24 protein-coding genes and 5 tRNA genes are annotated in these 22923 nt (G+C 70.7%); 19 read left to right on the top strand and 10 right to left on the bottom strand.

Annotation, left to right across the window (positions count from 1 at the left end; genetic code table 11):
• The 4 genes from IE134_RS28515 to IE134_RS28500 all read right to left on the bottom strand — a co-directional run.
• Positions 1-323, bottom strand: a 323-nt coding sequence (locus tag IE134_RS28515; protein WP_189432118.1) for a GTP-binding protein, incomplete at its 3' end; no start/stop codon positions are given.
• Positions 304-711, bottom strand: a complete 408-nt coding sequence (locus IE134_RS28510; protein WP_003966010.1) for a DUF742 domain-containing protein — start codon at positions 709-711, stop codon at positions 304-306. The genes IE134_RS28515 and IE134_RS28510, both read right to left, overlap by 20 nt.
• Before the next feature lie 135 nt (positions 712-846).
• On the bottom strand, positions 847-1260 hold the full coding sequence (locus IE134_RS28505) for a roadblock/LC7 domain-containing protein (protein ID WP_006127850.1): 414 nt from the start codon (positions 1258-1260) through the stop codon (positions 847-849).
• A gap of 9 nt (positions 1261-1269) precedes the next feature.
• Positions 1270-5028 carry a sensor histidine kinase gene (locus IE134_RS28500; RefSeq protein WP_189432116.1) on the bottom strand — a complete coding sequence of 1253 codons (3759 nt, stop codon included), beginning with the start codon at positions 5026-5028 and terminating at the stop codon, positions 1270-1272.
• 582 nt (positions 5029-5610) lie between these two features.
• Between IE134_RS28500 and IE134_RS28495 the strand changes: the two genes are divergently transcribed.
• The 9 genes from IE134_RS28495 to IE134_RS28455 all read left to right on the top strand — a co-directional run bounded on the left by IE134_RS28495 (position 5611) and on the right by IE134_RS28455 (position 9531).
• On the top strand, positions 5611-5793 hold the full coding sequence (locus tag IE134_RS28495; RefSeq protein ID WP_030715510.1) for a hypothetical protein: 183 nt from the start codon (positions 5611-5613) through the stop codon (positions 5791-5793).
• A 94-nt stretch (positions 5794-5887) separates the two neighbouring features.
• Positions 5888-6673, top strand: coding sequence for a fumarylacetoacetate hydrolase family protein (locus IE134_RS28490; RefSeq protein ID WP_098020149.1), 786 nt, complete (start codon positions 5888-5890; stop codon positions 6671-6673).
• Positions 6666-8141 carry a glutamate--tRNA ligase gene (gltX, locus tag IE134_RS28485; protein ID WP_189432114.1) on the top strand — a complete coding sequence of 492 codons (1476 nt, stop codon included), beginning with the start codon at positions 6666-6668 and terminating at the stop codon, positions 8139-8141. Before IE134_RS28490 ends, gltX begins: the two co-directional genes overlap by 8 nt.
• Before the next feature lie 98 nt (positions 8142-8239).
• Positions 8240-8959, top strand: a complete 720-nt coding sequence (locus tag IE134_RS28480) for an HAD family hydrolase (protein WP_030715524.1) — start codon at positions 8240-8242, stop codon at positions 8957-8959.
• An 88-nt stretch (positions 8960-9047) separates the two neighbouring features.
• Positions 9048-9119 (top strand) — tRNA-Gln (locus tag IE134_RS28475).
• Between the two features lie 27 nt (positions 9120-9146).
• Positions 9147-9219 (top strand) — tRNA-Glu (locus tag IE134_RS28470).
• A gap of 62 nt (positions 9220-9281) precedes the next feature.
• Positions 9282-9354: transfer RNA gene (locus tag IE134_RS28465), tRNA-Glu, on the top strand.
• Positions 9355-9366: 12 nt separating this feature from the next.
• A tRNA-Gln gene (locus IE134_RS28460) sits at positions 9367-9438 on the top strand.
• Positions 9439-9458: 20 nt separating this feature from the next.
• A tRNA-Glu gene (locus tag IE134_RS28455) sits at positions 9459-9531 on the top strand.
• A gap of 176 nt (positions 9532-9707) precedes the next feature.
• Here IE134_RS28455 and ndgR read toward each other — a convergent pair.
• Positions 9708-10424 (bottom strand): IclR family transcriptional regulator NdgR, encoded by a 717-nt coding sequence (gene ndgR / locus IE134_RS28450; protein WP_010062013.1) that lies wholly within the window; start codon positions 10422-10424, stop codon positions 9708-9710.
• A gap of 173 nt (positions 10425-10597) precedes the next feature.
• Here ndgR and leuC point away from each other — a divergent pair, with 173 nt between their 5' ends.
• From leuC to IE134_RS28430, 4 genes are all read left to right on the top strand, one after another.
• Positions 10598-12025: a 3-isopropylmalate dehydratase large subunit gene (gene leuC, locus IE134_RS28445; RefSeq protein WP_030715527.1), complete on the top strand. Its 1428-nt coding sequence runs from the start codon at positions 10598-10600 to the stop codon at positions 12023-12025.
• Between the two features lie 2 nt (positions 12026-12027).
• Positions 12028-12621 (top strand): 3-isopropylmalate dehydratase small subunit, encoded by a 594-nt coding sequence (gene leuD / locus IE134_RS28440; RefSeq protein ID WP_030715530.1) that lies wholly within the window; start codon positions 12028-12030, stop codon positions 12619-12621.
• A gap of 104 nt (positions 12622-12725) precedes the next feature.
• A complete protein-coding gene (locus tag IE134_RS28435) occupies positions 12726-12953 on the top strand; it encodes an SCO5555 family protein (RefSeq protein WP_030084997.1) in 228 nt (75 codons plus the stop codon).
• 142 nt (positions 12954-13095) lie between these two features.
• A complete protein-coding gene (locus IE134_RS28430) occupies positions 13096-13749 on the top strand; it encodes an HU family DNA-binding protein (RefSeq protein ID WP_032770149.1) in 654 nt (217 codons plus the stop codon).
• Between the two features lie 102 nt (positions 13750-13851).
• Here the strand turns inward: IE134_RS28430 and IE134_RS28425 are convergent, their stop codons facing one another.
• Together IE134_RS28425 and cofC are read right to left on the bottom strand one after the other, a co-directional pair.
• Positions 13852-14055: a hypothetical protein gene (locus IE134_RS28425; protein ID WP_010062008.1), complete on the bottom strand. Its 204-nt coding sequence runs from the start codon at positions 14053-14055 to the stop codon at positions 13852-13854.
• A gap of 10 nt (positions 14056-14065) precedes the next feature.
• Positions 14066-14752: a 2-phospho-L-lactate guanylyltransferase gene (gene cofC, locus IE134_RS28420; protein WP_189432123.1), complete on the bottom strand. Its 687-nt coding sequence runs from the start codon at positions 14750-14752 to the stop codon at positions 14066-14068.
• 147 nt (positions 14753-14899) lie between these two features.
• On the opposite strand from cofC, the gene IE134_RS28415 reads away from it, so the two are divergent.
• From IE134_RS28415 to IE134_RS28405, 3 genes are read left to right on the top strand one after another with little or no spacing between them, the layout of a single operon-like run.
• On the top strand, positions 14900-15652 hold the full coding sequence (locus IE134_RS28415) for a lysophospholipid acyltransferase family protein (protein WP_030715537.1): 753 nt from the start codon (positions 14900-14902) through the stop codon (positions 15650-15652).
• Positions 15649-16659, top strand: a complete 1011-nt coding sequence (locus IE134_RS28410) for an NAD(P)H-dependent glycerol-3-phosphate dehydrogenase (RefSeq protein ID WP_030715540.1) — start codon at positions 15649-15651, stop codon at positions 16657-16659. The genes IE134_RS28415 and IE134_RS28410 overlap by 4 nt, the downstream gene beginning before the upstream one ends.
• A gap of 34 nt (positions 16660-16693) precedes the next feature.
• Positions 16694-17869 carry a D-alanine--D-alanine ligase family protein gene (locus IE134_RS28405; RefSeq protein WP_030715543.1) on the top strand — a complete coding sequence of 392 codons (1176 nt, stop codon included), beginning with the start codon at positions 16694-16696 and terminating at the stop codon, positions 17867-17869.
• A gap of 18 nt (positions 17870-17887) precedes the next feature.
• Here the strand turns inward: IE134_RS28405 and IE134_RS28400 are convergent, their stop codons facing one another.
• Positions 17888-18376 (bottom strand): DUF3515 domain-containing protein, encoded by a 489-nt coding sequence (locus tag IE134_RS28400; protein ID WP_050513706.1) that lies wholly within the window; start codon positions 18374-18376, stop codon positions 17888-17890.
• A gap of 20 nt (positions 18377-18396) precedes the next feature.
• On the bottom strand, positions 18397-18630 hold the full coding sequence (locus IE134_RS28395) for an Lrp/AsnC family transcriptional regulator (RefSeq protein ID WP_006127869.1): 234 nt from the start codon (positions 18628-18630) through the stop codon (positions 18397-18399).
• Positions 18631-18849: 219 nt separating this feature from the next.
• Here IE134_RS28395 and IE134_RS28390 point away from each other — a divergent pair, with 219 nt between their 5' ends.
• Both IE134_RS28390 and thiD read left to right on the top strand, forming a co-directional pair.
• Complete coding sequence (locus tag IE134_RS28390) at positions 18850-19830, top strand: thiamine-phosphate kinase (RefSeq protein ID WP_030715548.1); 981 nt, start codon at positions 18850-18852, stop codon at positions 19828-19830.
• A gap of 17 nt (positions 19831-19847) precedes the next feature.
• Positions 19848-20672: a bifunctional hydroxymethylpyrimidine kinase/phosphomethylpyrimidine kinase gene (gene thiD / locus IE134_RS28385; RefSeq protein ID WP_126930686.1), complete on the top strand. Its 825-nt coding sequence runs from the start codon at positions 19848-19850 to the stop codon at positions 20670-20672.
• Positions 20673-20746: 74 nt separating this feature from the next.
• On the opposite strand, the gene rpmB is transcribed toward thiD, so the two are convergent.
• A complete protein-coding gene (gene rpmB / locus IE134_RS28380) occupies positions 20747-20932 on the bottom strand; it encodes a 50S ribosomal protein L28 (protein WP_006127872.1) in 186 nt (61 codons plus the stop codon).
• Positions 20933-21188: 256 nt separating this feature from the next.
• Between rpmB and fakA the strand changes: the two genes are divergently transcribed.
• Complete coding sequence (gene fakA / locus IE134_RS28375; RefSeq protein ID WP_098895756.1) at positions 21189-22919, top strand: DAK2 domain-containing protein; 1731 nt, start codon at positions 21189-21191, stop codon at positions 22917-22919.
• Positions 22920-22923 lie beyond the last annotated feature (4 nt).

Raw genomic sequence — 22923 nt, 5'->3', positions numbered from 1 at the left:
CCGATGGCGCCGCGGACCAGGTCGTCCCACATGAACCAGAAGCGGTCCTGCCCGGGCGTACCGAACAGGTACAGGATCAGGTCCTGGTCGAGCGTGATGCGGCCGAAGTCCATGGCGACGGTGGTCGTCGTCTTGTCCCCGGTGTGCGTCAGGTCGTCGATGCCCGCGGACGCGGACGTCATGACGGCCTCGGTGCGCAGCGGGTTGATCTCCGACACGGCCCCGACGAACGTGGTCTTGCCCACGCCGAAGCCGCCCGCCACCACGATCTTCGCCGAGGTGGTGGCGCGGCCCGTACCGCCGCTAGAGCTTGCGAAGTCCACTGAGCACCCTTTCGAGCAGTGTCACATCCGGCGCGCCGCCGGCCTCTCCGTTGCCCGGCTGGTGGATGGCCACCATGCCGGCTTCCGCCAGGTCCGCCACCAGGATCCGGGCGACGCCGAGCGGCATCGACAGCAGCGCCGACACCTCCGCCACCGACTTGACCTCACGGCAGAGGTGGCAGATCCGCTGGTGCTCGGGGAGCAGGGTCCCCAGATGCGCGGGGTCTGCCGTCGTGCTGACCAGCGCCTCTATCGCGAGCTGGTAGCGCGGCCGGGTCCGGCCGCCGGTCATGGCATAAGGACGAACCAGCGGCTGGTCGCCTTCCCCGTCGTACGACGCGTGGTGCAGTGCGCCGTACGGATCGGGTGAGGCGGGTGGCGGGGTCATGAATCCTCCGGGCGTGACAGCAGGTTCTCGGCTTGCCGTCTGCAAGGGGCCGGTGAGGGGACTAAAGCGGCCTGTCGGGTGAGGGTTGTGGGCATTACCTGGGGGGATCGTGTCGTGAATCCGCTGGATGGCCGTCTAGTGGAGCAGACTGCCTTGGAGCTCGGCGCGGAGATCGGGCGTGAGGACGGTGCCGGCACGGTCGACCAGGAGGGCCATCTCGTACCCGACCAGACCGATGTCGGCGTCCGGGTGGGCCAGGACGGCCAGGGACGAGCCGTCGGAGATGGACATGAGGAAGAGAAATCCCCGTTCCATCTCCACAACCGTCTGACTGACGGCGCCGCCCTCGAAGATCCGCGACGCACCCGCGGTCAGCGAGGTGAGACCCGACGCGACAGCGGCGAGCTGGTCGGCACGGTCGCGCGGAAACCCTTCGGACATCGCCAGCAGCAGGCCATCGGCGGAGACCACCACCGTGTGGGACACCCCTGGGGTGTTGTCCACGAAGTTGGTGATCAGCCAGTTCAGATTCTGCGCGGCCTGACTCATGGGGCTCAACTAACGCTCCTGCTGGTGAGTGGGGCCGAGATGGAAACTGCCGGTCTGCGAGCCGTTGTTGGCCTGCCGACCCTGCTGGATGCCCCGGCGGAGATTGGTCAGACGACCGCGCACGTCATCGGGCGCGCGCGAGACCTGAGGTCCGGACTGGTGATTCTGCTGCTGTGCGGTCCCCGGAACCAAATTGGCGCGGGGAACACGACGAGGCAGCCCGGAAGTGGTGACCCCGCCGGCGGCGGGCTTCTTGACCCGCTCGGCCTGGCGTACGAGTTCGTCGTTGGGCGAGGCCCGCCACGAGCTGGTGACCGAGGCGTCGGCGGCACCGCGCTGAGGCAGCGGCGGAACCGGCACACCGGTGGGGTCCGGAGCGGCCGGCGCCTGCGGTTCGGCGGGCGGCTGCTGGCCGCCCTGGCCCGGACCGTGGAACCAGTTCGTCTCCAGCGTGTCGTACAGCGGCGTACGCCCGTCCCCGGGACCGGCCGGCGGCAGGGCCTCCGGCTGCTGAGGCTGCTGGGGGAGCGCCGGACGGTACGGAGCCTCGCCCGCCGGGGAGGCAGACGGACGCGGCGCACCGAAGTCGTCGCCACGCGGCGCGGGCAGCTGGTGACCCTGGCCCTGCTGGGGCTGGTGCGGGACACCGAAGTCCGGCCGGGCGAACTGCGCTGTGCTCGCCGGGTCCTGGCCCTGCGGAGCCTGCTGCGGGTACGAGCGGTCCTGCGGAGCCCCCTGGCCCGAGAAGTCGGGCCGGGCGAACTCGGAGGTCGCGCCGGGACCCTGGCGGCCGTCCGCCGGCCGCTGGTTCTGCGGGCCGTTGAACGAAGGGTCCTGGCCGGGGCCCGCCGGCCGGGCGAACTGTCCGGTCGCGTCGTGCTCCTCGTGACCGCGCGGTGCGTCGGCGCCCCAGCTGGTGGTGGCGGGGCGCTGCGGCTGCGGGTTGCCCCCGGGCAGCTCGGCACGCGGCCCACCGGGCGGCGGCAGCTGACGGCCGGGGCCGCCGGGCTGCTGGAATCCGCCCTGCTCCTGGCGGCCCTGGGGCTGCTGCGCCCCGGGACCCTGCTGGTTCGCGTGGCCGGCCTGGTTCTGCTGCTCGTTCTGGCCCTGCTGGTTCTGCCAGCCGGACGGGGCCTGCTGGTTCTGCGGGGCGAACGGGCCCGGGCGGCCGTTCTGCCCGGAGGACGCCGGAGCGCCGTGCCCGAACAGGTTGGGCTGTGCGCCACCGTCGCCGCGGCCGGGCGCATCGCCCTGGGGGCCGCGGGCGCCGAGCCGGGCGCTGTTGCCGAAGGCGCCGGAGAGACCGCCGCCCTGGCGCTGCGGGGCCGGGCCCTGGCCCGGGAAGTCCTGGCCGGCGCCGCCGTTGTTCGGCTGGCCGCCGCCCTGCGGGCCCTGCGGCAGGCCTGCCGAGCCGTCCCGGGCCGGCAGCGCCGCCCGGGGACCCGCGCCCGCGCCGACCTGGCCGCGCTGGGCGCCGCCGAGGCTCTTGGCGCCCGGACCGCCCGGACCGCTGCCGAGACCGGGGCGCTGGCCGTTGCCCGCACCGTTGCCGTTGCCCGCGAGCAGACCGCCCGGGGCGCCGGACTGCTGACCGGAGCCCTGCTTGGACGGGGGCTGCTTGCCGCCGTGTGCGACGTCGACGGGCAGCATGACCAGCGCGGTCGTACCGCCGGAGTCGGAGGGGCGCAGCTGGATCCGGATGCCGTGACGCAGGGAAAGACGGCCGACCACGAACAGACCCATGCGGCGGGAGACGGAGACGTCCACCGTCGGCGGCTGCGCGAGCCGCTCGTTGATCGCGGCGAGGTCCTCGGGGGAGAGGCCGATGCCGGTGTCGTGGATCTCGACCAGGACGCGGCCGTCGGGCAGCGCGTGACCGGTGACCTTGACCTTCGTCTGCGGCGAGGAGAACGACGTGGCGTTCTCCAGCAGCTCGGCGAGCAGGTGCACGAGGTCGTTGACGACGCGTCCTGCGACCTCGGTGGCGGGCACCGCGGACAGCTCGATGCGCTCGTACTGCTCCACCTCGGACGCGGCGGCGCGGAGCACGTCGACCAGCGGGACGGGGCGGGTCCACCGGCGGCCCGGCTCCTCGCCCGCGAGGACGAGGAGGTTCTCGCCGTTCCGGCGCATACGGGTCGCGAGGTGGTCGAGCTTGAAGAGCGAGGACAGCTGGTCCGGGTCGGCCTCGCGCGACTCCAGCTCGGAGATGAGCGAGAGCTGGCGCTGGATGAGGCCCTGGGAGCGGCGCGAGAGGTTGGTGAACATCGCGTTGACGTTGCCCCGGAGGAGGGCCTGCTCGGCGGCGAGGCGGACGGCCTCGCGGTGCACGTCGTCGAAGGCCGCGGCCACCTGGCCGATCTCGTCCCGGGAGTGCACACCGACCGACTCGACGGAGGTGTCGACGTCCTGCGGGTCGGTCTCGGAGAGCTGCTTGACGAGCTCGGGCAGCCGGTCCTGGGCGACGCGGGTGGCGGTGTCCTGGAGGCGGCGCAGGGACCGGATCATGGAGCGGGCCACCACGAAGGCGCCGACGAGCGAGACGCCGAGCACGATGAGGATGACCGCACCGTTGATGATGGCGTCGCGCTGGGAGGCCTGGCGCAGCTCACGGGCCTTGGCCTCCATGTCGCTGAGGAGGGTGGCCTCGATGGTCTCCATGGCCTTGATCTTGATGGTGCTCTGGTCGTACCAGTCCAGGTACGACCGGACCTGCTTGCCCTCGATCCCGTTCGAGGTGTCCAGGATCCGCTTGGCGTACATGTTCCCGGCGTTGATCTCCGGGTTGCCGTTCTCCAGGGGCGCCATGAGCTCTTCGGTGCTCTGCCCGGTCGTGGCGTAGATCTGCTTGAACGACGTGAGGGCCCGGGACTCCTTGGCGAGCGCGTTGGAGCCGAACTGCCGGTCGTTCGGGTTGAGGTGCGGTTCCTTGACCGAACCGCCGGGCAGCGCCGCCGCGATGATCGCGCGCTGGACCGAGGCGTACTCCTTGGCGGAGGAGAACGCCGCCAGGGCCCGGGTCCGCTTGATCATGTCCGGGTTGTTGGTCGCCTGCGCCATGTCCTGCGAGAGGCTCAGCAGCGAGGTGATCAGCTGGCTGTACTGGTCGATCGTGTTGAGACTCGGCGTGCCCTCTTCGTACGCCGTCTTGCGGATCGTACGGATGGTGCCGAGCTGCGAGGCGATCGACGAGATGCTCGCGTGGATGCTCTCCAGCGACTCGTCGCCCTCGGAGTCACCGATCGAGTCGGTCTCGTCGAGGAAGGCGTTCTTGGCCCGGTCGGTCTTGTCCCGGGGCCCGGTGACCTTGTAGTCGGTGGGCTTGGACTTGTTCGACAGCGGACCGGCCGACTGGTCGCGCTCGATCTGGAGTTCCCGGGCGAGCGTGGTCGCCTGCTTGGTCATCTTCGTCAGCAGCTGCATGTGCTCCAGCTGCTGCATGTCGGTCATCGACTCCTGGATCCGCAGGCCGCCCAGGCTGGTCGCGGCGACCACGGGGAGGGCGAGGAGCGAGACCAGTCGCGTGCTGATGCGCCAGTTACGGAGCGCTATTCGCGAGCCCGTGTCGACCGGGCCGCGCGGCTGTGCGGCCGTTTCCGGCTCCGCACTGCTCGTCGTGGAGCCCGGGCGCTGCGCACGGTCGCTGTTGTCGCCGGCAGCGGCCGGCCCGGGGTTCTGGGCGTGCTGGGGCGAGGAACCGCGGTCGGTCCCGCCGCGCGGCTCCTGTTCCGCCGGAGCGCTGCCATCCCTCTTGAAACGTCCCTGCACTAGCGTCGCAACCTCTGGACCAGGCGTCCCACCCGCGCATGCGGACAGGACGGTGTCGGCGTCGTGGGGCGCTGGACGCGCCCCATGGTGGTCGTGTGAGTGACCGGCGTACTCCCCCTCCCGCCGCCACTCGGCGCTGCGTTGCGCCCCTGCGCGCCGGCCTGAAACCCGCGGCGGTGCGTGGAATTCCAGCACAGTGCAGGATCTCCAACAAGGCCCATGTACCGGGCTGTGACCTGCGTGACACGTTGTGATGAACGAGTAACAAGCAGTGGAGAGTGATCGTGGGTAAAGCGGACTTTTATGGAGGACTTACCTAGGGGTGGGGGGTGTCCCAGTCGCGATGATCAGGAGCGGAATGGTGGATTCAGTGGTGCAATGTCCGTTTTCTGGATCACGATCCGCCGCCCGAAATGGGTCAATTGTCGATTAGTTCGTGAGCAAACTCACATGATGATCGCCGCCTCATCCCGGCTCCGGCGGGGAATCGGATGTTTAGCCTGACGCTTTACAGGGATGGCGAATCCGACAAGCCGGCGCCGCGACGAGCGACGCCCTTCACCGACAGGGTCCTGACGGCAGATGAAGACGACGACGATGTTCCGCAACATTGCCAACCCCCGGCGCACCACGCTGGCGCACCTCGAGGACGCCGAAGCGCTGCAGACGCCCCTGGCGCCGGAGCACGCCGCCGACCTGCCCAACGTCACCGCCAACCCGCGCCGCACCATCCTCATGGAAGCCCCGGTCGCGGTCGTCCAGTAGGTCACCGGGCAATGCGCGAGGCTGTGCCCCCTCACGGCGTTAGCCTGGAGCGTCAGTCTTCAGCCAGCCAGCAAGTGAGGGGCGACAGCATCCCGTGCGCATCGCCAGGTTCTCCATCGACGGCAATGTCGCCTTCGGCGCCGTCGAGGGACAGGGCACCGTGGAATCCGGTGACCTCGTCCTCGACATCATCAAGGGCATTCCGTACGCCGACTTCGAGCTCTCGGGCACCAAGGTCCCGCTGAACAAGGTCCGGCTGCTGCCCCCCGTGCTCCCCAACAAGGTCGTGGCCATCGGCCGCAACTACGCGGAGCACGCGGCCGAACTCGGCCACGAGGTCCCCGAAGCGCCGATCACCTTCTTCAAGCCCACCACCTCGGTGATCGGCTCCGGCGACGCGATCGAGTACCCCTCCTTCTCCGAAGAGCTGCACCACGAGGCCGAGCTGGCCGTGGTCATCGGCCGCATGTGCCGCGAGGTCCCCCGCGAGCGCGTGCGTGACGTCATCCTCGGCTACACCTGCGCCAACGACGTCACCGCCCGCGATGTGCAGAAGCGCGAGAAGCAGTGGGCCCGCGCCAAGGGCTTCGACACCTCCTGCCCGCTGGGCCCCTGGGTGGAGACCGACGTGGACCCCCACGACCTCACCATCCAGGCGACGGTCAACGGCGAGCAGCGGCAGCTCGGCCGCACGAGCGACATGGTCCGCTCCATCGAGGACCTGATCGTCCACATCACGGAGGCCATGACCCTCCTCCCGGGCGACGTCATCCTCACGGGCACCCCCGCAGGGGTCGGACCCCTGCACGTCGGCGACGAGGTCGCCGTCACCATCGAAGGCATCGGCACTCTCACCAACAAGGTGATCAAGCGTGGTTAACGCACCCGTACGCGTCCGTTTCTGTCCCTCCCCGACCGGCAACCCCCACGTCGGCCTGGTCCGCACGGCCCTGTTCAACTGGGCCTTCGCCCGGCACCACCAGGGCGCCCTGGTCTTCCGGATCGAGGACACGGACGCCGCGCGCGACTCCGAGGAGTCCTACCAGCAGCTGCTCGACTCGATGCGCTGGCTCGGCCTGGACTGGGACGAGGGCCCCGAGATCGGCGGCCCGCACGCCCCCTACCGCCAGTCGCAGCGGATGGACCTGTACAAGGACGTCGCCGAGAAGCTCCTCGCCGCCGGGTACGCCTACCCCTGCTACTGCACCACCGAGGAACTGGACACCCGCCGCGACGCCGCCCGCGCCGCCGGGAAGCCCTCCGGCTACGACGGCCACTGCCGCGACCTCACCGCCGAGCAGAAGACGGCGTACGAGGCCGAGGGCCGCACCTCGATCGTCCGCTTCCGGATGCCCGACGAGGCCATCACCTTCACCGACCTGGTCCGCGGCGAGATCACCGTCCAGCCGGAGAACGTCCCCGACTACGGCATCGTCCGCGCCAACGGGGCCCCGCTCTACACCCTGGTCAACCCGGTCGACGACGCCCTGATGGAGATCACCCACGTCCTGCGCGGCGAGGACCTGCTCTCCTCCACCCCGCGCCAGATCGCCCTGTACCGGGCGCTCACCGAGCTGGGCATCGCCAAGGACACCCCCGCCTTCGGCCACCTGCCGTACGTCATGGGCGAGGGCAACAAGAAGCTCTCCAAGCGCGACCCGCAGGCCTCCCTCAACCTCTACCGGGAGCGCGGCTTCCTCCCCGAGGGCCTGCTGAACTACCTCTCGCTGCTCGGCTGGTCGATCGCCGAGGACCGCGACATCTTCTCGATGGACGAGTTGGTCGCCGCGTTCGACATCAAGGACGTCAACGCCAACCCGGCCCGCTTCGATCTCAAGAAGGCCGAGCACATCAACGCCGAGCACATCCGCATGCTCGACGTGAAGACCTTCACCGAGGCCTGCGGCCCCTGGCTGAAGGCCCCCTTCGCGCCCTGGGCCCCGGAGGCCTTCGACGCGGAGAAGTGGACCCGGATCGCCCCGTACGCCCAGACCCGGGTCACGGTGCTCTCCGACATCACCGACAACGTCGACTTCCTCTTCCTCGACGAGCCGGTGGAGGACGAGGCCTCCTGGACCAAGGCGATGAAGGGCGACCCGGTGGCCCTGCTCACGACCGCCCGCGCCAACCTGGAGGCGGCCGACTGGAGCGACCCGGAGTCGCTGAAGAACGCCGTCCTGACCGCCGGCGAGACCCACGGCCTCAAGCTCGGCAAGGCCCAGGCCCCGGTCCGCGTCGCCGTCACCGGCCGCACGGTGGGCCTGCCGCTCTTCGAGTCCCTGGAGATCCTGGGCCGCGAGAAGAGCCTGGCCCGCGTGGACGCCGCGCTGGCGAAGCTGGCCGGCTGAACCGGACCGGACACCTCCGGGGAGGGCCGCAGCCGACCGGCTGCGGCCCTCCCCGTTTTCCCCTCCGCGACGGCCCGCCGGCGGCTACCGTGAGATCCATGCCGATCCGCGCCGTGCTCTGGGACATCGACGACACGATCTTCGACTACGCGGGCGCCGACCGCACCGGCATGCGGCAGCATCTGGAGCTCGCGGGCCTTCCCGGGGCGTACGCATCGGTCGACGAGGCCCTCGACGCCTGGAAGGCGATCACCGTCCGGCACTGGGCACGCGTCGCCGCCGGGGAGACGGACTTCCTCGGGCAGCGCCGGGACCGGGTGCGGGAGTTCCTCTCGCGGGCCATGACGGATGCCGAGGCCGACGACTGGTTTGCCGGCCATGTGACCCACTACGAGGCCGCCTGGGCGCTCTTCCCGGACGTGCTGCCGGTCCTGGACCGCCTGGTGCCCGCCTACCGGCACGCGATCCTCTCCAACTCCAGCACCGACCACCAGCACCGCAAGCTCACCGCGCTCGGCGTCCGGGACCGCTTCGAGGCGATGGTCTGCGCCGTGGAGCTCGGCATCTCCAAGCCGGAGGCCGGCGCCTTCCACGCGGCCTGCGAGGCGCTCGCGCTGGAGCCGCACGAAGTGGCGTACGTGGGCGACGAGCCGGACATCGACGCGAGCGGAGCCGTCGCCGCCGGACTCACCGGCATCTGGCTCGACCGGCGGGGCAGGGGCGGACGCTCCGATCTCGTGCGGATCACCGGGCTCGACCAGCTGCCGGGCCTGTTGGCAGGCGATACCCGTTTTGGAGCGCCGGACACCTTCGGGTAATGTTCTTTCTGCGCCGCCCGAGCGGGCCGAAAGATCCGGCCGGGAAGCGCAGACAGAAGTGAAGCCCCCACCAGGGGTTGCATTTCAGTGGGCTATGGTGTAATTGGCAACACTACGGTTTCTGGTACCGTCATTCTAGGTTCGAGTCCTGGTAGCCCAGCGCAGTACAGCAAGACCAGCAGGACAAGCCCCCGTTGTGTAGCGGCCTAGCACGCTGCCCTCTCACGGCAGTAGCGCCGGTTCGAATCCGGTCGGGGGTACAGATCCTTCCCGCGAGAACATCATGGGTCGCACCCATCGCTCTCGATGCAGGATCGCTAGGGCCCCCGTTGTGTAGCGGCCTAGCACGCTGCCCTCTCACGGCAGTAGCGCCGGTTCGAATCCGGTCGGGGGTACTTGTCTCACCATGGGCTATGGTGTAATTGGCAACACTACGGTTTCTGGTACCGTCATTCTAGGTTCGAGTCCTGGTAGCCCAGCGCAAGTCAGCAGTAACCACGCCCCCGTTGTGTAGCGGCCTAGCACGCTGCCCTCTCACGGCAGTAGCGCCGGTTCGAATCCGGTCGGGGGTACAACAGAGCAGTACGGAAAGGCCCTTCACCTCGGTGAAGGGCCTTCTTCGTTGCCCCGGCGCAGGCAACACCCCTACGCCCCACGGCAGTTCGAGCGGGGGCGGAGAAGAAAAAGGGCCGCCACGGCGCTGGGGCGGCCTTCCGGAACAGAGGGACAAAGGGGTTGGGGCGAGCCGTCAGCCCGAGCGGCGCAGGGCCTCGCTCAGCCGTGCCGCCGAGTCGATGACCGCCTGGGCGTGCATCCGGCCCGGGTGACGGGTCAGCCGCTCGATGGGCCCGGAGATCGAGACCGCGGCGACCACTCGGTTGGACGGCCCGCGCACCGGAGCCGAGACCGAGGCGACGCCCGGCTCCCGCTCGCCGATCGACTGGGCCCAGCCCCGCCGCCGTACGCCGGAGAGCGCCGTCGCCGTGAACCGGGCGCCCTGGAGGCCCCGGTGCAGGCGCTCCGGCTCCTCCCAGGCCATCAGGATCTGGGCGGAGGAGCCCGCCTTCATGGTGAGCGTGGAGCCGACCGGCACCGTGTCCCGGAGTCCGGACAGCCGTTCCGCCGCGGCCACGCAGATCCGCATGTCGCCCTGCCGGCGGTAGAGCTGCGCGCTCTCGCCAGTGATGTCGCGCAGGTGGGTGAGCACCGGTCCGGCCGTGGCCAGCAGGCGGTCCTCGCCCGCCGCGGCTGCCAGTTCCGACAGCCGAGGGCCGAGAATGAACCGGCCCTGCATATCCCTTGCCACCATCCGGTGGTGTTCCAGTGCCACAGCCAGTCGGTGGGCCGTGGGCCGTGCGAGCCCGGTCGCCGCGACCAGCCCGGCGAGGGTGGCCGGACCGGACTCCAGGGCGCTCAATACCAGAGCTGCCTTGTCGAGAACGCCGACGCCGCTAGAGTTGTCCATACGACGATACTCCCGTCTCACTCTGTGAAACGCAAGTTCAATTTTCGGCGGAAGTTGCGAACCTGTAGAAGCGGCCGCACAACGGCTCGTAGCCACCGCCCCGCACGGGGGTCCGGACGGAGGCGCACCGATCTCTAGTTGGGCCGGCGAAGACGCCGGCCGGAGGGAAAGCGATGGGTAGGACACTCGCGGAGAAGGTCTGGGACGACCATGTCGTCCGGCGCGCGGAGGGCGAGCCCGACCTTCTCTTCATCGATCTGCACCTGCTGCACGAGGTGACCAGCCCGCAGGCCTTCGACGGACTGCGGCAGGCCGGACGCCCGGTGCGGCGCCTCGACCTCACCATCGCCACCGAGGACCACAACACCCCGACCCTCGACATCGACAAGCCGATCGCGGACCCCGTCTCGCGGGCCCAGCTGGAGACCCTGCGCAAGAACTGCGCGGACTTCGGCGTCCGGCTGCACCCGCTGGGCGACGTCGAGCAGGGCGTCGTGCACGTGGTCGGCCCGCAGCTGGGGCTGACCCAGCCCGGCACCACCGTGGTCTGCGGCGACTCCCACACCTCCACGCACGGCGCGTTCGGCGCGCTGGCGTTCGGCATCGGCACCAGCCAGGTCGAGCACGTCCTGGCCACCCAGACGCTGCCGCTGGCCCGCCCGAAGACCATGGCCATCACGGTCGAGGGCGAACTGCCCGACGAGGTCACCGCGAAGGACCTGATCCTGGCGATCATCGCCCGGATCGGCACCGGCGGCGGCCAGGGCTACATCCTCGAATACCGCGGCTCCGCCATCGAGAAGCTCTCGATGGAGGCCCGGATGACCATCTGCAACATGTCGATCGAGGCCGGCGCCCGCGCCGGCATGATCGCCCCCGACGCCACCACCTTCGACTACCTCAAGGGTCGCGACCACGCCCCTGAGGGCGAGGACTGGGACGCCGCCGTCGCGTACTGGAACACCCTGCGCTCCGACGACGACGCCGTGTTCGATGCCGAGGTCGTCATCGACGCCGCCGAACTGGCCCCGTTCGTCACCTGGGGCACCAACCCCGGCCAGGGAGCGCCGCTGTCGGCCAGCGTCCCCGACCCGGCTTCGTACGAGGACGCCTCGGAGCGATACGCCGCCGAAAAGGCCCTGGAGTACATGGGGTTGACCGCAGGACAGCCGCTGCGCGAGATCAGCGTCGACACCGTCTTCGTAGGTTCGTGCACCAACGGCCGCATCGAGGACCTGCGCAACGCGGCCTCGGTCCTGGACGGCCGCAAAGTCGCCGACGGCGTACGGATGCTGGTCGTCCCCGGCTCGGTGCGGGTCGCCCTCCAGGCCGTCTCGGAGGGCCTGGACAAGGTCTTCACCGAGGCCGGCGCCGAATGGCGGCACGCGGGTTGCTCGATGTGCCTCGGCATGAACCCCGACCAGCTGGCCCCCGGCGAGCGCTCCGCCTCCACCTCGAACCGCAACTTCGAGGGCAGGCAGGGCAAGGGCGGCCGCACCCACCTGGTCTCGCCCCAGGTCGCCGCCGCCACCGCGGTACTGGGCCATCTGGCCTCGCCCGCCGACCTGTCCGACGCCCGTACCCCCGCCGGAGTCCGATAGCCATGGAAGCCTTCACCGCACACACCGGCCGGGTCGTCCCGCTGCGCCGCAGCAACGTCGACACCGACCAGATCATCCCCGCCCACTGGCTGAAGAAGGTCACCCGCGACGGGTTCGAGGACGGCCTCTTCGAAGCCTGGCGCAAGGACGAGAACTTCGTCCTCAACCGCCCCGAACGCCAGGGCGCCTCGGTCCTGGTCGCCGGTCCCGACTTCGGTACGGGCTCCTCCCGCGAACACGCGGTCTGGGCCCTGCAGAACTACGGTTTCAAGACGGTCGTCTCCTCCCGCTTCGCCGACATCTTCCGCGGCAACTCGCTGAAGAACGGCCTGCTCACGGTGGTGCTGGAGCAGAAGGTCGTCGACGCCCTCTGGGATCTGACGGAGGCCGACCCGACCGCCGAGGTGACCGTCGATCTGGAGGCGCGACAGGTCCGCGCCGAGGGCATCACCGCCGACTTCGAGCTGGACGAGAACGCCCGCTGGCGGCTGCTGAACGGCCTCGACGACATCAGCCTCACCCTTCAGAACGAAGCGGACATCGCCGCGTACGAGGCGTCCAGGCCCGCCTTCAAGCCGCGTACCATTGCCGCCTGAGCAGCGCTTTTCCAGGACTGCGCCCCCTGCCTCCCGGCAGGGGGCGCAGTCGCTTGTTGAGACCCCGTCGGGCGACAACTCGCCCCAGATGGCACAATCGGTGCATGGAACGCGACAGCCAACTCAAGCTCTATGGCCAAGTCGCCGACCGATTGAAGGAAGCGCACGCGAAGGTGCGTGCACTGCAAGTCCCGGAGGGCGTACGGATGGCGCTGACCCGGAAGCTGCTGGTCGTCACGGCCGCGGCGAAGCACGATCTCCCGGACGCGGCAAGGCGTCTGGACCGGTTGATGAAGGACCTCGATGAGGGCCGATTCCCCGAAGGTGACTGACACGTGGAACTGCGCATCGGTCGACTTCGTTGCGGCACTAGGGTGATTAGCCCGTTTCGTGTTTGATTTGCGGTATATATCTGCCTAACGTGCGAAAAAGCTTGAACACTTTCGTTCTGGCAATGTCTCCGAAGGGGAAGACGTGAACAAGGCGCAGCTCGTAGAAGCGATTGCCGACAAGGTCGGCGGCCGTCAGCAGGCCGCGGACGCCGTCGACGCGGTACTCGACGCGATCGTCCGTGCCGTTGTCGCCGGGGACCGTGTCTCGGTCACCGGCTTCGGCTCGTTCGAGAAGGTCGACCGTCCCGCCCGGTACGCCCGCAACCCGCAGACGGGTGAGCGCGTCCGGGTCAAGAAGACCTCGGTGCCCCGCTTCCGCGCGGGCCAGGGCTTCAAGGACCTGGTGAGCGGCTCGAAGAAGCTCCCCAAGAACGACGTGGCCGTCAAGAAGGCCCCCAAGGGCAGCCTCTCGGGCGGATCTTCCGCCGCCCGTACGACGGTGAAGGCCGCCGCCGCCAAGAAGTCGGCCGCCAAGAAGGCCACGGCGAAGAAGGCCACCGCCAAGAAGACGACGGCGGCGAAGACCACCGCTGCCAAGAAGACCACCGCCAAGAAGACGACCGCGACGGCGAAGAAGACGTCCGCGGCCGCGAAGAAGGCGACCCCGGCCAAGAAGGCCACGGCCACCGCCAAGAAGACCGCGCCCGCCAAGAAGGCCACGGCGAAGAAGGCGCCCGCGAAGAAGACCACGGCGCGCAAGACCACGGCCAAGAAGGCCACCGCACGCAAGAAGTGAGCCCCGGGCACCCGCCCGCTCCTCACAACGCGCCGGGCCGGGCTCCCCTCCGGGGGAGCCCGGCCCGCGGGCTGTCCGGGCCCCGTTCGGCCCAAGCGCCTGTCAGAACGTCTGCAGTGTCACCAGCGTGATCCGCAGGGCCGCCCCCTCGCCCTCGCCCTCGATGCGCACCCGCTGCCCCGGGCGCAGCAGCAGCAGACCGCCCGCGTCGAAGGCCGCGGCGTCGAACTCCACCGGGGTGCCGTCGTCCAGCAGCACACTGCCGCCACGGGTCTCGGGGTCGTACGTGTACGAGGTCGCCTGCATGGGCGGCAGCCTATCGGTCACGGGCGCAGGCGGGCACGGCCGCGAGCCGCGCCGTGTGCGGCCCCACCCCCAGGGCCAGGGCGACCAGCAGGTCCTCGCCCGTATCCACGTCCCGGCGCACCGAGTCGACACCGGACAGCCCTATTTCCACCGCCCCCGACGCCAGATGCCGGGATGCGGACGGACCACCGAAAGCCGGACAGAATTCCGCACCGCTCGCAGCGGCCAGAAATGTCGTTCCGATTCCCGCCGCGTCCCGGAGAAAAGCGCTGGGAAAAGCGGAGGCAAAATCGAGCACCCGCGCCAATTCACCGGTGCGCAGTGCCGGCAGATCCGCGTTGAGCGCGGCCACCGCGGCGGCGGGCCGCAGGGCCCGCGCCGAGCGCGCGCCGTGCGCGAGCGCCGCGTTGAGTCCGGCCCCCGGAGCATCCGGCACGATCCGCGCCCCGAGCGCGGAAAGGGCCGCCGCGGCCACGGCGTCGTCCGTGACGACCACCACATCCCGCACCCGGGGACAGGCCAGCGCCGCGGCCACCGTGTCCTGGGCGAACGCCAGGGCCAGCAGGGGCCGCGCATCGTCGCCCGCCGCCCGCCCCAGGCGGCTCTTGGCCCGGGTGAGCGGCTTCAGCGGAACGACCAGGGACCAGGTCCCGGCCGGATCGGTGTTCGTGGCGATCTCCCCCTCCGTACGCGTCAGGACTTATTCTCGCCTGCCGGTACGACAACCCGGAGGCCCGCCGCCGAAGGTGAGGCGTACGGTGTTCTCGACAGAGCAGGGGTCTGGGGCGAGACTTGACCGTCAGTAGCCAGGCAGCAGGTTGAAATCCTTAAGGAAGGTATCCACGTGTCCCGCCGCAGAATCGGCTTCTGGTACCGCCTGGCGGCGGTCATCGCCAAGCCGCCACTGGTGGTTCTGTTCAAGCGCGACTGGCGGGGGATGGAACACATTCCGGCCGACGGCGGATTCATTACCGCCGTCAACCACAACTCCTATCTGGACCCGCTCTCCTACGCGCACTTCCAGTACAACACCGGACGCGTGCCCCGGCTCCTGGCGAAGGCCGGCCTCTTCCGCACCCCGTTCGTCGGGATGATGCTGCGCGGCACCGGCCAGATCCCCGTCTACCGCGAGACCACCAACGCCCTGGACGCCTTCCGGGCCGCCGTGGAGGCCATCGAGCGAGGCGAGTGCGTCGCCTTCTACCCCGAGGGCACCCTCACCCGGGACCCCGACATGTGGCCGATGGCCGGGAAGACCGGGGCCGCCCGGGTCGCCCTGATGACCAAGGCGCCCGTCATCCCCGTCGCCCAGTGGGGCGCCAACCTCGCGATGCCGCCGTACGCCAAGGAGCACAAGTTCCGGCTCTTCCCCCGCAAGACGCTCCAGGTGCAGGCCGGACCGCCCGTCGACCTCAGCCGCTTCCACGGACTGGAGCCGACGCCCGACGTGCTGCGCCAGGCGACCGAGGTCATCATGGCCGCGATCACCCGCGAGCTGGAGGACCTGCGCGGCGAGAAGGCGCCCGCCGAGCTCTACGATCACCGCAAAGCCCGTGCTGAACAACGGCGCAGGGCCCAGGGAAAGGGACCCACGTGACGCACCCCGTAAAAGCAGCCGTCTTCGGAACCGGCTCATGGGGTACGGCCTTCGCCGTGATCCTCGCCGACGCGGGCTGCGACGTCACCCTCTGGGGCCGTCGCGCCGAGGTCGCCGAGGCCATCAACACCACGCACACCAACCCGGACTACCTCCCGGGCATCGCGCTCCCCGACTCCATCCGCGCCACCACCGACGCCGCCGAGGCCCTGCGCGGCGCGGAGTTCGCCTTCCTCGTCGTGCCCTCCCAGACCCTGCGCGCCAACCTCGCCGACTGGGCCCCGCACCTGGGCCCGGACACCGTCCTGGTCTCCCTGATGAAGGGCGTCGAGCTGGGCACCGCCGAGCTGATGAGCGAGGTCATCGCGGACGTCACCAAGGTCTCCGCCGACCGCATCGCCGTCGTCTCGGGCCCCAACCTCGCCAAGGAGATCGCGGAGCGCCGCCCCGCCGCGGCCGTCGTCGCCTGCTCCGACGAGTCCGTCGCCCAGCGCCTCCAGGCCGCCTGCCACACCGCGTACTTCCGCCCGTACACCAACACCGATGTGGTGGGCTGTGAGCTCGGCGGCGCCGTGAAGAACGTCATCGGCCTCGCCGTCGGTATCGCGGACGGCATGGGCCTCGGCGACAACACCAAGGGCTCCCTCATCACCCGGGGCCTCGCCGAGACCACCCGACTGGGCCTCGCCATGGGCGCGGACCCGTTGACGTTCGCCGGCCTGGCCGGCCTCGGCGACCTGGTGGCCACCTGCTCGTCGCCGCTCTCGCGGAACCACACCTTCGGCACCAACCTCGGCCGCGGCATGACGCTCCAGGAGACGATCGCCGTCACCAAGCAGACCGCCGAGGGCGTCAAGTCCTGCGAATCGGTCCTCGACCTGGCCCGCAGGCACGGGGTCGACATGCCCATCACCGAGACCGTCGTCTCGATCGTCCACGAGGGCAAGTCCCCGGTCGTCGCGGTCAAGGAGCTGATGTCGCGCAGCGCCAAGGCCGAGCGACGCTGACGCCGCTCTTACCAGCAGGTACGCTCATCGCGATATGAGCAGCGAGAACCTCCCCCAGAGCCCTGAGCGCGCCGAGAGCCCTGAGCCGCACGGCCGTAAACCCCGTGTGGCCGTCGTGTTCGGCGGTCGCAGCTCCGAACACGGCATCTCGGTCGTCACGGCCGGCGCCGTCATGAAGGCCATCGACCGGACGAAGTACGACGTCCTGCCGATCGGCATCACGACGGACGGCCGCTGGGCGCTCACCGCCGACGAGCCCGAACGCATGGCCATCACCGACCGCAAGGTCCCCGACGTGGACCGGCTCGCCGGAGCCGCCGAGGGCAGCGTCGTGCTCTCCGTGGACCCGGGCAGCCGCGAGGTCGTCTACACCGAGCCCGGCGCGGTGCCCAAGGCGCTGGGCGAGGTCGACGTCGTCTTCCCCGTGCTGCACGGCCCGTACGGCGAGGACGGCACCCTCCAGGGCCTTCTCGAACTCTCCGGTGTGCCCTACGTCGGCGCGGGTGTCCTCGCCTCCGCGGTCGGCCAGGACAAGGAGTACATGAAGCGCGTCTTCATCTCCTTCGGGCTGCCCGTCGGACCCTACGAGGTCGTCCGGCCCCGCGAGTGGGACAACGACCCCGCCGCCGCCCGCAAGCGGATCGTGGACTTCGCCGGCGAGCACGGCTGGCCGCTGTTCATCAAGCCCGCCCGCGGCGGCTCCTCGATGGGCATCACCAAGGTCGACGGCCTCGAAGGGCTCGACGAGGCGATCGAGGAGGCCCGCCGCCACGACCCGAAGTTCCTCGTCGAGTCGCTGCTGCGCGGCCGGGAGATCGAGTGCGGGGTGCTGGAGTTCGAGGACGGCCCGCGCGCCAGCGTGCCCGCCGAGATCCCGCCGGTCACCGCGCACGACTTCTACGACTTCGAGGCCAAGTACATCGACTCGGCCACGGGTCTGGTGCCGGCGCCGCTCACCGAGGAGCAGACCGCCGAGGTGCAACGGCTCGCCGTCGCCGCCTTCGACGCGGTCTCCTGCGAGGGCCTGGTGCGCGCCGACTTCTTCCTCACCGAGGACGGCACCTTCGTCATCAACGAGATCAACACTCTGCCGGGCTTCACCCCGATCTCCATGTACCCGCGCATGTGGCAGGAGAGCGGCGTCGACTACCCGGAGCTGGTCGACCGGCTGATCCAGGCCGCGTTGACCCGCTCCACCGGACTGCGCTGACGAAGCCGCGAGCGGGACTCAGAATTTTCCGGGGACCGTCTTCGAGACGGGGCCGGCGAACGAGGCCAGCGGCGTGATGTCGTGGGCGTACGTCGAATCCAGCGTGACCTCGACGTACGCCTTGCGGTACGTGGTGGTGAACCGCGGACCGGAGCCCTCGGGCTGCTCCAGCATCCACTGCACCCCGTCCGCCTCGACGCCCTCCGACTGGGGGTCGTCCATCTTCGCGGGCCGGGGGACCCCGCAGCGCAGTACGATCGCCCCGTCCCCCCAGCCGGCGGTCAGCTCCGAATCGGGGGAGGGGTCACTGCGTTCCAGTTCGAGGACGGTCTTGGGCAGTTCCTCGTGCAGGGCCTCGCAGTACGCGGCGGCCTCCGCGGACGGTGTGGGAACCGGGACCGAGGGCTGGTCGTCGCTGAGGGAACAGCCCGCCGCGGCCAGCACGAGCACGGCAGCGGACGGACCGAGGAATATCGAGCGGGGGGAACGGCGGGCGGATGACGTCACCGGCCCAGCCTAGACGGGGGTCAGAGGTGGACGACCGGGCAGGTCAGAGTCCGTGTGATGCCGTCCACCTGCTGCACCTTGGCGACCACCATGCGGCCGAGTTCGTCGACCGTGTCTGCCTGGGCCCGCACGATCACGTCGTACGGACCGGTGACGTCCTCTGCCTGGATGACTCCCGGAATCTTGGAGATGGTCTCGGCGACGATCGACGCCTTGCCCACCTCGGTCTGGATGAGGATGTACGCCTGTACCACGGAACCTCCAGGGCGGCCACGAGGATCATGTGGGGGAAAGGGACGCCACGTTATCGCGTTGCCGCGGGCCGCGGGGAGACCTACGGGCCGGATGACGCCCACAGCGTGGCGTACAGGGCGCAGAAGTTGACGTATCTCTTGACGGTACCGACAGCACAGACGGCTCGCGACCGGGGGCCCGGACGGGTGTCCGGGGCGATAAAGGAGAGGTGAGACTCGGTGAAGGGAACCGTGGGCGAGTTGGGGGAGTTCGGGCTCATCAGAGAGCTCACGTCCCGGCTCACCACCACTCCGGCGGTACGGCTGGGGCCCGGCGACGACGCCGCGGTCGTGGCCGCCCCCGACCGCAGGGTCGTGGCCAGTACGGACATCCTGCTGGAAGGGCGGCACTTCCGCCGTGACTGGTCGACGGCGTACGACGTCGGCCGCAAGGCGGCCGCCCAGAACCTCGCCGACATCGCGGCGATGGGCGCGGTGCCCACCGCGCTGCTCCTCGGCCTGGTCGTCCCCGCCGACCTCCCCGTCACCTGGGCCGCCGAGCTGATGGACGGGCTCCGCGACGAGTGCCAGGTGGCGGGCGCGGCCGTGGTCGGCGGCGATGTGGTGGGCGGCGACACGATCACCGTCGCGATCACCGCCCTCGGCGACCTGCGCAACCACGAACCGGTCACCCGGGGCGGCGCCCGCCCCGGCGACGTCGTCGCGGTCACCGGCTGGCTCGGCTGGTCGGCGGCCGGTTACGCGGTGCTCTCCCGCGGCTTCCGCTCGCCCCGCGCCTTCGTCGAGGCCCACCGCCGCCCCGAACCGCCGTACCACGCGGGCCCCGCGGCCGCCGGACTCGGCGCCACCGCGATGACCGACGTCAGCGACGGCCTCGTCGCCGACCTCGGGCACATCGCGGAGGCCAGCAAGTGCCGGATCGACCTGCGCTCCGGGCTCATCGACATCCCCTCGCAGATGTCCGACATCGGCCAGGCCGTCGGCGTCGACCCGCTCCAGTGGGTGCTGACCGGGGGAGAGGACCACGCCATCGTGGCGACCTTCCCGGCCGACGTGAAGCTCCCCGCCCGCTGGAAGGTGATCGGCGAGGTCCTCAACCCCTCCGCCCTGCCCCAGGTCACCGTCGACGGCGCCCCCTGGACCAGCAAGGGCGGCTGGGACCACTTCGGCTCGATCGAGGACACCCAGCCGCGCGGCTGACCACTAGATTGCTGCGTATGCCCATACGTACCGCTGTACCGCCCCGTGTGCTCACCGTCGCCGGATCCGACTCCGGCGGCGGTGCGGGGATCCAGGCCGACCTGAAGACGATGCTCGCCCTCGGCGTGCACGGCATGAGCGTGCTCACCGCCGTCACCGCACAGAACTCCCTCGGTGTCCAGGGCGCGTGGGAGCTTCCGGTGGGGGCCGTACGCGCCCAGTACCGCAGCGTCGTCGACGACATCGGCGTCCAGGCCGTGAAGACCGGCATGCTCGCCTCCGGCGCCCTCGTGGAGACCGTCGCCGAACTCCTCGCCGGAACCGACGCCCCCGTCGTCGTCGACCCGGTCGGCGTCTCCAAGCACGGGGACGCGCTGCTCGCCGCCGAGGCCCTCGACTCCGTACGCACCAAGCTGCTCCCCACCGCCACCGTCGCCACCCCGAACCTCGACGAAGTGGCCCAGCTGACCGGCGTCCGGGTCACCGACGAGAGCGGGATGCGCCGGGCCGCCGAGGAGATCCTCGGCTTCGGACCGCACTGGGTCGTCATCAAGGGCGGCCATCTGCCCGGGGAGGCGGTGGACCTGCTCACCGACGGGAGCGCGGAACACTGGCTGCGCGCCCCCCGGCACGACAACCGCCACACCCACGGCACCGGCTGCACGCTGGCCTCCGCCATCGCCTCCGGGCTCGCGCTCGGGATGGACGTGCCCACGGCGGTCCAGGGTGCGAAAAGTTACGTCACCGGCGCGATCGAGGCCGGCTTCCCGCTCGGCGGCGGCATCGGGCCGGTCGACCACGGCTGGCTGACCCGGCCTTCTCCCGGGCAGACCGCCACCTGAGCACAGCAAAAAGCCGGTCCACCGAGGTGGACCGGCTTTTTGGGCAACCGGAAGGCTGCGCTACGACGGGGACGTCAGCGCGCGACCTTGCCGGCCTTGATGCACGAGGTGCAGACGTTGAGCCGCTTCGGCGTCCGACCGACCACGGCACGCACGCGCTGGATGTTGGGATTCCAGCGACGAGACGTACGGCGGTGCGAGAACGAAACGCTGTTGCCGAAGCTCGGCCCCTTGCCGCAAACGTCGCAGTTGGCAGCCACGGGTCACTCCAAAGACTTCAGATGCACGTACAGTGAATTCCGGCGCGCCGGAATCAGTTGGACTGAAGTGGCGGTACCGGGGGAATGTCCCGACTCTCATCGGGCAACCGGAGCAGCATACAACGCCTGCTTCGGAGATACGAAACTACCATGGCTCGGCCGCCCGCCCTCCCGCCCCCTGTCCCTGCCGGGACCCCGGAAGGCGGGCTAACCTGCGGTGCAGCCCGTTGCCACGGCCGCTCAAGGAGGACCATCGGTGCCGCAGCTCCCCGACGACCTGGACGCCGTCGCGGTACGCAGGTGGTGCTCACTGGCCCTGGACGCACTGGGCCGGGAGCGCGCGGAGATCGACGCGATCAACGTCTATCCCATCGCCGACGGGGACACCGGCACCAACCTCTATCTGACTCTCGAGTCCGCGGCAGCGGCCGTCGAAGCGGTATTCGCCGCCCATGAGACCGGCGCCACCGCACCCGCCACCGCCGACGCCGTACGCGCCATGGCGCACGGCGCCCTGATCGGCGCCCGCGGGAACTCCGGCACGATCCTGGCCCAGCTGCTGCGCGGCATGGCCGGGGTGCTGGCCGACGGCGGCGACGCCGCCCATCTGCGCCTCGCCCTCACGAGCGCCGCCGACGCGGCCCGGCAGGCCGTGGCCCACCCCGTCGAGGGCACCGTGCTCACCGTCGCCGCCGAGGCCGCCGAGGCCGCCCGGGGCGAGGACCCCGACCTGCGCACCGTCGTCACCGCCGCCTACGACGGGGCGCGCGCCGCCCTCGCGCGCACCCCCGAGCAGCTCGCCGTCCTCGGCCGGGCCGGCGTGGTCGACGCCGGGGGCCGGGGTCTGGTGGCGGTGCTGGGCGCGCTGGTGGAGACGGTGACCGGGCAGGCTCCCGTACGAGGACCCCGTACCGCCTCCGGGAACGCCGCGAAGGCGCCCGTGACCGTGGACGGGGGGTCCGTGGTGGGGCTGCCGGTGGGCGGCACCCCGGTGGAGGGCGTCACGGAGGGGGGCCTTCCCGCAAGCGCTCCGGTGGAGGGGCCGCTCGACTGCCCGGAGGACGGCGCCGCCGGGCCCGCGTTCGAGGTGATCTACCTCCTGGAGGCCCGCGACGAGCAGGTGGCCCGGCTGCGCACCCGGCTCGACGCGCTCGGCGACTCCCTGGTCGTGGTCGGCGGTGACGGGCTCTGGCACGTCCACGTCCATGTCGACGACGCCGGGGCGGCCGTGGAGGCGGGCGTCGAGGCCGGGCGGCCGTACCGGATCCGGATCACCCACTTCGCCACCGAGAGCGGCCACGACGTCCGCGTCCAGGCCGAACCCGCCCAGCGCGCCGTGGTGGTCGTGGTCCCCGGCGACGGCCTGGCCGGGCTGTGTACCGAGGCCGGCGCCACCACCGTGATCGCCCGCCCCGGCGAACCCCCCGCCAGCGGCGAACTGGTCGACGCCATCCGCCGCGCCCACGCCCGCGAGGTGGTCCTGCTGCCCAACGACGCGGCGCTGCGCCACACCGCGGCCGCCGCCGCCGAACAGGCCAGGACCGAGGGGGTCCGGGTCGCCCTCGTGCCGACCCGCGCCGCCGTCCAGGGCATCGCCGCGCTCGCCGTCCACGAGCCGGACCGCGGCTTCGACGAGGACGTGGTCGCCATGACCGCGGCCGCCGGAGCCACCCGCTACGCCGAACTGGCCGTCGCCGAGCGCCAGTCGTGGACCATGGCGGGCATCTGCCAGGCCGGGGACATCCTCGGCCTGATCGACGGAGACGTGGCCGTGATCGGCTCCGACGTCCCGCACACGGCCCGCACCGTGCTCGACCGGATGCTGGCGGCGGGCGGCGAACTGGTCACCCTCGTCCTCGGCGAGGACGTCCCCGACGCGCTGGCCGACGCGCTGGAGGAGCACGTACGGGAGGGCCACCTCGCCGTGGACACGGTGGTCTACCGGGGCGGCCACCAGCGCGCACCGCTGCTGATCGGCGTCGAGTAACGGC

It is taken from the genome of Streptomyces rubiginosohelvolus, from assembly GCF_014649875.1.
Classification (GTDB): Bacteria; Actinomycetota; Actinomycetes; order Streptomycetales; family Streptomycetaceae; genus Streptomyces; species Streptomyces rubiginosohelvolus.
This window is presented reverse-complemented; position numbering and strand designations above follow the sequence as displayed.

Coding starts and splice junctions, on each gene's coding strand:
- IE134_RS28510 (WP_003966010.1), bottom strand. CDS start 711: ATGACCCCGCCACCCGCCTCACCCGATCCGTACGGCGCACTGCACCAC.
- IE134_RS28505 (WP_006127850.1), bottom strand. CDS start 1,260: ATGAGTCAGGCCGCGCAGAATCTGAACTGGCTGATCACCAACTTCGTG.
- IE134_RS28495 (WP_030715510.1), top strand. CDS start 5,611: ATGAAGACGACGACGATGTTCCGCAACATTGCCAACCCCCGGCGCACC.
- IE134_RS28480 (WP_030715524.1), top strand. CDS start 8,240: ATGCCGATCCGCGCCGTGCTCTGGGACATCGACGACACGATCTTCGAC.
- ndgR (WP_010062013.1), bottom strand. CDS start 10,424: ATGGACAACTCTAGCGGCGTCGGCGTTCTCGACAAGGCAGCTCTGGTA.
- leuC (WP_030715527.1), top strand. CDS start 10,598: ATGGGTAGGACACTCGCGGAGAAGGTCTGGGACGACCATGTCGTCCGG.
- leuD (WP_030715530.1), top strand. CDS start 12,028: ATGGAAGCCTTCACCGCACACACCGGCCGGGTCGTCCCGCTGCGCCGC.
- IE134_RS28435 (WP_030084997.1), top strand. CDS start 12,726: ATGGAACGCGACAGCCAACTCAAGCTCTATGGCCAAGTCGCCGACCGA.
- IE134_RS28425 (WP_010062008.1), bottom strand. CDS start 14,055: ATGCAGGCGACCTCGTACACGTACGACCCCGAGACCCGTGGCGGCAGT.
- IE134_RS28405 (WP_030715543.1), top strand. CDS start 16,694: ATGAGCAGCGAGAACCTCCCCCAGAGCCCTGAGCGCGCCGAGAGCCCT.
- thiD (WP_126930686.1), top strand. CDS start 19,848: ATGCCCATACGTACCGCTGTACCGCCCCGTGTGCTCACCGTCGCCGGA.